Source organism: Sphingobacterium sp. UBA3519 (assembly GCF_002377215.1).
In the GTDB taxonomy this organism is placed as follows: Bacteria; Bacteroidota; Bacteroidia; order Sphingobacteriales; family Sphingobacteriaceae; genus Sphingobacterium; species Sphingobacterium multivorum.
Genome location: NZ_DFPI01000010.1, coordinates 115525 through 126029, shown reverse-complemented (window position 1 = coordinate 126029; position 10505 = coordinate 115525). Strand labels below are relative to the sequence as shown.

Here is a 10505-nt window from a genome sequence, read left to right as displayed (position 1 = left end):
CCGACCTGTAACAGATAAATTATGAACAAAAGTTGAAAAGAGCTTTTAATTAATTAAACCTCATGAAAAAGATTTCACTACTCATAGCCGGATGCATTGCTTTATCATCTTGTTATAAGCTTGACACGACACCATATAGTCAGGTAAGTGCTAGCACATTCTGGCAAAATGAAGACCAGGCCTTAGCTGGCGTACTGGGCTGTTATAATGACTTAAAAAAAGAAGCCACCTTCGGCTTACAATTTTCTTACGATGGACTTACCGATATTGGCCTGGGCTATGATCCTCCGGGCTTGGGCGAGGTGATCAGCGGAACGTTCACCGACCGTTCATCTATTATTGTGGATAGATGGCAAGCAGCCTACGATCTGATCCAACGCTGTAATCATGCAATCGCGCATATCCAGCCCATGACCATAGACAAGGCCAAACAGGAGGGCTTTATTGCGGAAGCGAAGTTCTTACGTGCGCTGATGTACTTCCAGCTCACCAATCTCTATGGCGCCTTACCAATATACGATGAAACTGTCGACTTGAACAAAGATTTCGCTGATCTTAAAAATAGTCGCTCTTCTGTAGAAGATGTCAATAAGTTTATCCTCAATGACCTGAACTATGCAATTGAGAAATTGCCGGTAAGCTATGATGCCAAGTATTATGGCCGGGTCACCAAAGGAGCTGCGTATGCTTTGAGAGGGAAAGTAGCCCTTTACAATAAAGATTGGGCTGGAGCAATCCGGGATTTTGAAGAGATTGTTTACAACAAGACCAACACCTATGGTTACAGTTTAAATACAAGCTATTCCGCGTTATTCACCATGGATGGCGATCAATCGCCGGAGATGATTTTTGCCATTCAGAATATGGGTGGTACGGGTTTCCCTTATGGTATGCCCATGGCCTTCTATATGGGAACGCGTTCAACCTTTGGTAGTGACTGGAACAACTGTATGCCGAGCACACGCCTTGCAGACCGTTACGAAAACCGCGATGGAAGCCCCTTTAACTGGAATGATTATTTCCCCAACTATACAACGGATAATGCGGTTAAAAAACAGGCGATGGAGTCGACACAATCAGGTGGAACGCTAACCAAAGTACCTGATACGGCGAAATTACGTCAGATCTATGCCAACCGCGACCCTCGTATGAATCAAACACTTATCGTACCTTATTCACATTACTTAGGATGGAATGCCAATAAAGAAAGAGATATGCAGTTGATTTTGGCAACCGGAGTCAACGAAAACTTTGGTCAGATCCGCAACAATCGGGGTTGGTACACCTACTTATGGCGGAAATTTGTTCCTGAAGGGAACCTAAAAGGCGCCATTACCGATCGCGCACATACACCGATCAATTTCCCTATCATACGCTTGGGCGATGTACTTTTGATGCTTTCCGAAGCGTACAACGAGTCCAATCAATTGGACAAAGCGATTACTGAGCTTAACAAAGTACGTACCCGTTCAAAAATGCCGGCGCTAAATAGTGGCAGTTCATTTTTGGCAGTCGGTAGTAAAGCAGATATGAGTAAACGTATCCAGCACGAACGGGCCGTAGAACTAGCAGGTGAAGGATGGCGTTATTTTGATCTTAAGCGCTGGAACCTCTTAGAAAGCGTTTCCAAAGACTACATCGAAAAAAGTATTACCGGAGACAATCTCGTCACCCGGGGTTACCAAAGCCGTCATAAGCTTTGGCCAATACCAGGACAAGAGATTGAAATGAACCCGGCATTACTACCACAAAATCAAGATTGGTAATCATGAGAATGTATGTAATTCTATTTCTTTTCCTGAGCAGTTTTTCTTCCCAAAGACTGCTTGGGAAAGATCTGAACCTCCTGACTGGCGCCTTTAAGCAGGATAACCTGAAAGCGAGTCTAGGAAATGACAAATCGTGGGTCCCCTATCCGGCTTATTCGGATCGGGCGGCCTGGGATAAGCTGATGGCTCCTTTTAAAGACCGTATAATCAAAAAGGGAAATGAGGCCCTTAGCTACCAATGGCAAGTCGTTAAAGCAACAGATTATCTCGAATATGAGCGTTCAGGCAACCGCAGCATCATGGAAAAACCCATGAATGAAAATTGTACTGCACTGACCAACCTACTGTTGGCGGAGCTTGCAGAAGGACAGGGGCGCTTTGTTGACCAAATCCTAAATGGTAGTTGGCAATTGACGGAAATGGCAACATGGTCGCTCTCGGCACACCTTGGGGCCTTTCAGTCCAGTAAGCGATCATTGCCGCAAGAACGAACACAAGTGGTCGATCTGATGGCCGGTGATGTAGGCTCCCTCCTCTCCTGGGTTCATTATTTCTTTCGCGATACATTCAATACAATAAACCCCGAAATCAGTATCCGTCTTAAACAACAGATTCAACAACGCATTATACAGCCCTACCTAGACCGCAACGATATGTGGTGGCAGGCATTTGAACTCAAGGAAACACAGCTGGTCAACAACTGGAATCCATGGTGTAACTTTAATGTCCTTACGGCCTTGCTTTTGATTGAAGACAATCCCGATATTCAACTGGCGGGGATTTATAAGACGATGTCTTCTGTGGATCGCTTTATCAACTATGTTAAGACAGACGGTGCCTGCGAAGAGGGCCCCTCCTATTGGGGACATGCTGCGGGTAAGCTGTACGATTATCTGAAAATACTTTCGCTGGCCACCAAGGGTAAGATCAATATTTTTGATAAACCTGTAATTCGCGATATGGGCGAGTACATCGCACAATCTTATATTGGCGGCGATAAATGGGTCGTTAATTTTGCCGATGCTTCGGCCAAAGGGGGTGGCGATCCGCTATTGATCTACCGTTATGGACAGGATGTCAATAGTAGTGAGATGATGCAATTTGCCCGATATATGGAAAATACCGGCGACAAAACTGCAAATTTCAAACCTTCAAGGGATATTTTCCGTGCCTTCGAGGACCTGAGATGCTATCCGGAATTAGAGAACGTTACCGCTGCGCTCCCTCAAAATAATGCGAAGTGGTATCCGGAAACACAATTTATATATCTAAAAAAGGGTCCGTTTTTCTTTGCCGCCAAAGGTGGTTTCAATAATGAAAGTCACAACCATAACGATGTCGGGAGTTTTATCTTATACCAGGACCAACAACCACTGTTTATTGATGCCGGTGTTGGCACCTATACAAAGAAAACATTTAGCGATGACAGATACAGTATCTGGACGATGCAGAGTGCTTACCATAATGTTCCGATGATCAATGGAGCCGACCAATCTTTTGGAAAGGAATATAAAGCTGAACATGTGGCATTTCTGCCTGCACAAAATAGATTCCAGCTTGATATTGGAAAAGCATATCCGAAGTCGGCCAATGTTGAGCACTGGAATAGAAGTTATACCCTCGTACAAAATGGGCTGGACATTCAGGATGAGTTTAAAATCACAGGTCCTAAGCAGGCCAATATCATTCATTTTCTGGTTGCTCAGGAACCAAAAATTGGCAAAGGGGAAATCCTCCTCAATAATGGGCACGCCACCTTGCACTTTGATGCGGGTCAGTTCACAGCGAGCTACGATGTCATTCCTCAGGATGACCCGCGTTTGAGTCAAGTCTGGGGTAAGGAACTGTATCGCATCAAGCTCACAGCTAAAAGCATCAAATCTACTGGAAAATACACCTTTACGATTCGCCAAGAGGCTATAAAATAAAAGGAATCGAAATTATTATGTAACTTACTAAGAATATAAGCCGTTATGAAAAAAAGAAAACCTGGTCTAAAAGCGCTTTTTGTTATCGCTTCTAGTCTGATCGCATTGAGCTTTACGGATCAAAAACCAAGCTTTATTGACACAAGTTTTAAAGCAGCAGAAAAGCAATATCAGTTCTTGGAACAAGCAGCAGAAAAGCAGCACAAGTTCCCGCGTACATTGAGCCCTTCGGGACAATTGGTAGGCACAGACGAATGGGATTGGACCGGCGGTTTCTTCCCAGGATCACTGTGGTATATCTACAACCATACCCATAACAAAGAAACCGAAGCCGTAGCGATCAAATGGACGGAGGCGCTTGAAAAAGCCAAAGACCTTGATCAACATCATGATATTGGTTTTGTGATGTATTGTTCCTATGGCAATGCCATCAAATACCTCAACGATCCCAAAAAGGTTGCCGCTTACAAGGATATCCTCATCCATTCCGCTAATACTGCGCTCAAGCGTTATAATCCGCAGGTGGGCGTCATCAAATCATGGAACGAAAAAAAATCTTGGGACGGCAAGACCCTATGGAAATATCCAGTCATTATCGACAACATGATGAACCTGGAAATGCTGTGTTATGTGTCCGACTTGACTGGAGATGCCAAGTACAAGGATGCGGCCATCAGTCATGCCACCCAAACCATGAAAAATCATTTCCGTAAAGATTATAGCACCTATCATGTGGTGGACTACGATGCCAAAGGAAATGCAATCCATCAACAGACCAACCAAGGCTATGCAGACAATTCAACCTGGGCACGCGGTCAAGCTTGGGCTATTTATGGATTTACCATGATATACCGGGAGACCAAAAAACCAGAATTTCTTAAAACAGCAAAAGCGGCGGCAAAGTTTTACATGACCCATCCGAATCTTCCAAAAGATAAAATTCCGTATTGGGACTTTAATGCCGGAAAGCCAGGCTATAAATCGGATGCCGATTTTTCCTCCTTGAAATTGAATTTTGTTCCGCGCGATGCCTCAGCTGCAGCCATTGTTGCGTCTGCACTGATTGAACTCTCAACATTGACCACGGGCACCGAAAGCAAATCCTATTTGACATTTGCTCAGGAAAGCCTGCAAACATTATCAGGAAGCACCTATTTTGCCAAATATGCGACCAATGGTGGTTTCTTACTGCAACATAGCGTCGGAAGCTTACCCCATCATTCGGAAATCGATGTTCCGCTGACCTATGCAGATTATTATTATCTGGAAGGTTTGACACGGTTGGAACAACTCAAAAAATAAAAAATACCAAGGGGAGATATTTAACATCTCCCCTTGGTATTTTTATAAGCTTTCCAATTGTATTCGGATTATTTCTTCCCGATAGTGATTCGGTTGCTTACAGTACTTCCAGCGTACTCGCCCTGTGGAAGCGAAAGCTCCAAAGATTGATTTACTCGAAGCTGTTTATTGACAAGCTGAACCTTCACTATTTTGGCTTTTTGCAGTGGGTCTGCTATATCAAGCTGAATCTTTTTAGGTTCCAGCAGGTTCAGTTGCATGATAGCAGGTTGATCGAGCTTAATAGACCAATCGCCAACTTGGTACGTTCCCGCTTGATAACAAACCAGCTGTAGAATCCCGCTCCCTTTATGCTCCACGGCCTGTATATCCGGAGTATTCTGCCAAATTTTTATGCGCTGCATTACTTTTTTATCAACAGTTTTGGTGCCAGGCAAAACAATATAGGCATAGCTCGCATTGTTCGGAGCAACAGCATGATCAAACCAGAGCTTGAAGACCTTTCCATGTACAGCATCTTTGGAACGGGAACGGTTGATACGATACCAGGAGCCGACCTGATCCTTTGTTGTCAATCCAACGTTCATCGCTGTTGGAAAATAATACAGGACATTATTATGGGTTATAAATTCGCCTTTTTTGACAATTCGCTGTACTGAATCGAGCATCGACGTTTCCTTTCCATTCCAGACAACGGGTCCATTAAGCCAGGTTTGGTTTAAGGTTGTTACCACAGCTTCTGGCGCTGCACAATGAATCCCAGCCCCCAAACAAACAATTTCCCGATCGAAAAAGAACCAGGCTTTTTGAGCCTTGACCCCGTCGTAATCGACCGACATAGCTGAAGCCCCTGTCTTATCGTTGCTTACGCCGCCTGCAAAGTTATTTGCAGCAAGTGCTCCCCATTGTTCTTTCAGCTCCAGGTCGCCCGGATAATCGCGCGTTGTCGTTCCAGGAATTTTATCCCATTCCCATACAGGCATAATGTTATAATATTCCGGTCCAAACACCTGAATATTGGTCGCACCATCTGACATATTACGACCAAGCATATTTTCTCCATTTCCAGACTCCGATTTATTGGTACGGCTACTGGCCAATCGAACATTAAAATGAAATTGCTTACGTAAATGAGTGGTGTAGTCACCTTTCCAGTAATGACGGTGGGCCTCGATATTTTCGGCGTCAAAAGGCTGCACACTATCCAATTTTGCCAGCGCTTTATTCCAAACAGCATTTTTAGCTGGATCGATCAGCTTCATTTGTTTTAATATGGCAGTCTCCTGTGTCTTTTCCAAGATATTGGGGCGTGAGATCCCACGGCCATGTACATTAAAATCGATATAACGCGAACGTATAATTGGTAAATATGTTTCTGTGAGAAAACGTTCAAAAAGATCCAGTTTTTTCTGATCAACAGCATACGGTGTCTCGCGCACATAAGCCATAACTTTTGAGATCCCCTTCAGAAATTCCTCCCCATAGCCTGCAATGTATAATTGAGGGCCATGTTGTAAGTAAGAGAAATCATATTGCAGTCCTTCCTTGCCATTCACAAGCTGTATCGGAAAAAGCAGCTGCTCCATAGCAGCAGCTAAAAGATTTTCATCTTCCAAGATCAATGCACGATAAAAATAGTGCATGGCAATATCACTTTTATTCGCTCCTGTTTTTGTGTAAGGATCACCACGCTTCATCAGCTCAACAAGTGGAGTCTCTAGTGTAGTAGGAATTTTTTCCTTTCCAAATTTCATCAGGATCAGACAAACACCGATGGCCTTTGGAGAAGCGATTTCGTTATGCCACCAATTCGAAGATTCAAAACGATTATTCGCCCAATATTGTGCCGCAAGCAGGATTTTATCGTAAAGTAATTTTTGCTGATAAGATGCACTTTGCGGAGACACATAGGCAACAATAAGTGTCCTTAATCGATCCAAATGTTCTCCCGGAGGCCAAAGCGATATTGACTTACTGCTGTAATCGATATCTGCCCAGATACCGTCCGCACGCAGTTGATTACATAGGCTTCGTGTTTTATCTGCACCGGGCAATGGGCCACTTAATTCATCATCGTATATATGCTTTTTAATACGCACAAACATATCGCTGTTCTGCGCCTTTGCCATAACTAAGGCAAAGGACAATAAAAATAGGATTAGTCCTTTCATCTGTTTTTAGTATTCTTTACTTAAGGATATTGTCGTTCTGCGGCTCGTCCGACGACATCCATCCGGTGTTTCATCAGTTGATTTTGATCATTGTCCAATACAGAGCTTAGCCATTTTGGATTCTCCAGTCCCTTTTCCCATTCCGTCAGTTTATGCAGCATCTCCTTTACACGCTCAGGATACTTCGTGGCCAGATTGTGCTGTTCCCGAAGGTCATCCCTAAGATTGAACAATAATATCGGATCATCTTTAACCACAATCAGTTTCCACTCTCTATGTCGCACAGCACGTGCAATCCCTCGACGCCAGAATAAATAGTCGTGCCCATTTTTCACATCCTTATAGGAAGATAGCAAACTGATGCCATCGATTTGCTGCCTAGGGATTTTCTTACCTTTTATTGCCTCGATGCTCGTGGGTAAAATATCCATACCCGATACCATGGCATCGGATGTTATCCCTTTCGGTAGCTTGGCTGGCCACTGCATAATAAGGGGAACCCGAATTCCACCTTCCCATTTTGATCCCTTTAAACCACGCAATTGCCCATTGTCTGCACCATTATTTGTTGCCGCACCATTATCATTCATAAAAATGATTAAGGTGTTTTCATAAAGTCCTTCTTGCTTTAAATGGTTGACCAGACGTCCAATATTTTCATCCATATTGTCCAACATAGCCAGATAAGCCCGTCGCAATGGATCGGCTACATTTTTATACTTTTCAATGGTCTTCAGGGGTGCTTCGACGGGTGTATGCACAGCATTGAATGCTAAATACATAAAAAAAGGCTGGCTTCTATACTGATGAACATACGAAATTGCTTTATCAGTCAATGTTTCTGTCAAATAACGAATCGAATCTTCGGGGACTACACGTTGATCGTCATAAAGCAGCTGCGTTGGCTTAACGGCTCCCTGGATTGGGAAGTAAGGACGGTCGCCGCCAATAAAACCATAGAAATGATCAAATCCACGTTTAAGCGGATTGAATTGTGGACCATCCCCCTGATGCCATTTGCCAATGGCCACAGTTTTATAGCCGTTATACTTCATAAAGTCGGCGATGGTGGCTACCTGTGTATCCATCCCGATGTCCTCTGGTGCGACACCCGCTGTTGGACGTTTGGAAATATTATGTTCAAAACCAAAACGCTGTTGATATCGGCCAGTAAGTAATCCCGCGCGAGAAGGGGCGCACACCGACGCTGAGGCATATGCCGACTGAAAACGCACCCCATTTTGTGCAAGTGCATCAATATTTGGGGTGTAGACCTCCTTCCCGCCGTAACAACCAAAATCATCATAACCTCCATCGTCGCTCAAGATGACAATAACGTTAGGATGTTGCTGCCCAAATACAGGAATCCCAAACGTAAAGAGTATATTCACAAGGGTTAATATACTATAGCACGTAAATCGGTAGAACATAACATTAGATTTATCCTTAAATGTATCGTTAAATGTATAGGATTTTTTGTTAAAAAACCGCAAACGATTTCGTTAGACTATTATCAGAAGATTAAAAATAAAGGTCAGTGATGAAAACAGATGAAAAAAAATTGGTCGGTACACTTGCGCATTTTTTGGTCAGTGATTCGGATAGCACTGCGTTAAGGTCATTTTTGTCTTCATTGACCTATCATCCCAGTACCATTAGAACCGAACTCGTTCAATTGTTAAACAAATGGCAAGATAAAGAGGATGACTTAATATTTCCTGCGAAGGATCTATGGACGGATTTTAAGCAACTTGTGGGGAGCAATCCCGATCTCGGCGTGGCTGTGGTTGATGGCTGTAACATTAACGATATTGCAAGTTTTTACGATGAAATCAATGCCGTCTACATGTCCAGCGAAAGCTGGAAGATAGGAAGCCTAGACGGTTTTGACGACCTGCTTTACGGTGGATTTGGGACCTTCAAAGACGCAGCTTCACATTGCATTGTTTGGAAGGATATTGCACATAGCAGGACGTCATTGGGCCTTGAAACAACTTTGGCCTATTATCAGGGAAAGCTTGGCGCACAATCACCATTCAATCAAACGCATTTTCAAAAGAAACTCGATGAGCTAAAAGCTGGCCGTGGAGAAACCTATTTTGACATTGTTGCCGATATCATCCGATCGCACCGCAAAGTAACCTGGGTTTACAAGGGATATCCTCAGAACAAATCGGTATATTTATAATGACTAAACTTAACATATGAAGCATCTTATCCGCCTAGTTTTCCTGCTCCTATTCTTCCAGCAAACCGCACTGGCCAGTGAACGACTTAAAGTGGCTGTTGCAGGGCTCAACCATGATCACGTATTCTTGCTTTTAAATTTATATAAGGATAAAAAAGTCGATATTATCGGTATTGCTGAACCGAATCAAACCTTATCAAACAAAATACGAAGGCAGTATAATTTACCTGACGCAATCTTCTACCATGACTTACCCAGCTTATTGAAACAGGTCAAGCCGGATGCGGTGCTGGCCTACAATCCAACCAATGAGCATATCGACGTCGCAGAGACCTGTCTCCCGCTTAAGATCCCAGTGATGGTAGAAAAGCCTCTTGCGACGACTCTTTCTGACGCAAAACGTATTGCATTTTTGTCCAAACAGTTCGAAACACCCTTTTTGGTAAATTACGAAACGACCTGGTATAAAAGTAATCAACAGTTGAAGCAGCTGGTCGACAAGGGTGAAATTGGAAAAATCACACGTATACTTGTAAAAGACGGGCACGAAGGACCTAAAGAAATTGGCTGTAGCAATTACTTCCTCGACTGGCTTACTGATCCGAAAAAAAATGGTGGCGGTGCAGTGATGGATTTTGGCTGTTATGGCGCCAATCTGATGACCTGGCTCAAAAATGGAGAAAGGCCAATTTCAGTGACAGCCTTTACACAACAGCTCAAGCCTGAGGTTTATCCAAAAGTCGATGACAACGCTACAATCATACTAAGCTACCGTGACGGCAGCACGGGCATTATTCAAGCTTCTTGGGCTTGGCCATACAGTGTTAAAGATCTGCAGGTTTTTGGCACAAAAGCTCAGCTCTACGCTAAAAACGATAAAGAGCTTCTAAAATACAAACAGCAGAATGATCCACCCACACCTATACCGACTACGATCCCCTATTTTGAGAACCATATTGCCTATCTCGAACAGGTTCTGAAAGATGCCATGCCACCAGAAAATGATCTCGGATCGATCAATAATAATATCACTGTGGTCGAAATCCTGGAAGCGGCAAAACGCTCGGCTAAAGAAGGAAAGTCCATTATTTTAAAATAAAAAAGGTCCGTAGCTTGCAATGCTACGGACCTTTTTCATGCCTTCCCA

The 10505-nt window shown here is 43.5% G+C and carries 7 protein-coding genes; 5 read left to right on the top strand and 2 right to left on the bottom strand.

Going from position 1 to position 10505, the window contains the following annotated elements; translation table 11 throughout:
- The first annotated feature begins 62 nt into the window (after positions 1–62).
- Genes B3297_RS04520 through B3297_RS04510 form a run of 3 tightly spaced genes read left to right on the top strand, consistent with a single transcriptional unit; the run spans position 63 to position 4999 of the window.
- The gene (locus tag B3297_RS04520) at positions 63–1766 is read left to right on the top strand and encodes a RagB/SusD family nutrient uptake outer membrane protein (protein ID WP_286778514.1); all 1704 of its coding nucleotides are present in this window, start codon (positions 63–65) and stop codon (positions 1764–1766) included.
- Between the two features lie 2 nt (positions 1767–1768).
- Positions 1769–3697 (top strand): heparinase II/III domain-containing protein, encoded by a 1929-nt coding sequence (locus tag B3297_RS04515; RefSeq protein ID WP_201639750.1) that lies wholly within the window; start codon positions 1769–1771, stop codon positions 3695–3697.
- Positions 3698–3742: 45 nt separating this feature from the next.
- Positions 3743–4999, top strand: a complete 1257-nt coding sequence (locus tag B3297_RS04510) for a glycoside hydrolase family 88 protein (protein WP_286778513.1) — start codon at positions 3743–3745, stop codon at positions 4997–4999.
- A 68-nt stretch (positions 5000–5067) separates the two neighbouring features.
- On the opposite strand, the gene B3297_RS04505 is transcribed toward B3297_RS04510, so the two are convergent.
- Together B3297_RS04505 and B3297_RS04500 are read right to left on the bottom strand one after the other, a co-directional pair.
- The gene (locus tag B3297_RS04505) at positions 5068–7170 is read right to left on the bottom strand and encodes a polysaccharide lyase 8 family protein (protein ID WP_286778512.1); all 2103 of its coding nucleotides are present in this window, start codon (positions 7168–7170) and stop codon (positions 5068–5070) included.
- A 20-nt stretch (positions 7171–7190) separates the two neighbouring features.
- Positions 7191–8600 (bottom strand): sulfatase-like hydrolase/transferase, encoded by a 1410-nt coding sequence (locus B3297_RS04500; RefSeq protein WP_286778511.1) that lies wholly within the window; start codon positions 8598–8600, stop codon positions 7191–7193.
- Between the two features lie 110 nt (positions 8601–8710).
- Between B3297_RS04500 and B3297_RS04495 the strand changes: the two genes are divergently transcribed.
- On the top strand, positions 8711–9358 hold the full coding sequence (locus B3297_RS04495) for a hypothetical protein (RefSeq protein ID WP_286709385.1): 648 nt from the start codon (positions 8711–8713) through the stop codon (positions 9356–9358).
- A 16-nt stretch (positions 9359–9374) separates the two neighbouring features.
- Positions 9375–10457, top strand: a complete 1083-nt coding sequence (locus B3297_RS04490) for a Gfo/Idh/MocA family protein (protein ID WP_286709384.1) — start codon at positions 9375–9377, stop codon at positions 10455–10457.
- Positions 10458–10505: the final 48 nt, after the last annotated feature.

Excerpts from the sequence above, each read along its gene's own strand:
- B3297_RS04520 (WP_286778514.1), top strand. The coding sequence starts at position 63 with ATGAAAAAGATTTCACTACTCATAGCCGGATGCATTGCTTTATCATCT.
- B3297_RS04515 (WP_201639750.1), top strand. The coding sequence starts at position 1,769 with ATGAGAATGTATGTAATTCTATTTCTTTTCCTGAGCAGTTTTTCTTCC.
- B3297_RS04510 (WP_286778513.1), top strand. The coding sequence starts at position 3,743 with ATGAAAAAAAGAAAACCTGGTCTAAAAGCGCTTTTTGTTATCGCTTCT.
- B3297_RS04505 (WP_286778512.1), bottom strand. The coding sequence starts at position 7,170 with ATGAAAGGACTAATCCTATTTTTATTGTCCTTTGCCTTAGTTATGGCA.
- B3297_RS04500 (WP_286778511.1), bottom strand. The coding sequence starts at position 8,600 with ATGTTCTACCGATTTACGTGCTATAGTATATTAACCCTTGTGAATATA.
- B3297_RS04495 (WP_286709385.1), top strand. The coding sequence starts at position 8,711 with ATGAAAACAGATGAAAAAAAATTGGTCGGTACACTTGCGCATTTTTTG.
- B3297_RS04490 (WP_286709384.1), top strand. The coding sequence starts at position 9,375 with ATGAAGCATCTTATCCGCCTAGTTTTCCTGCTCCTATTCTTCCAGCAA.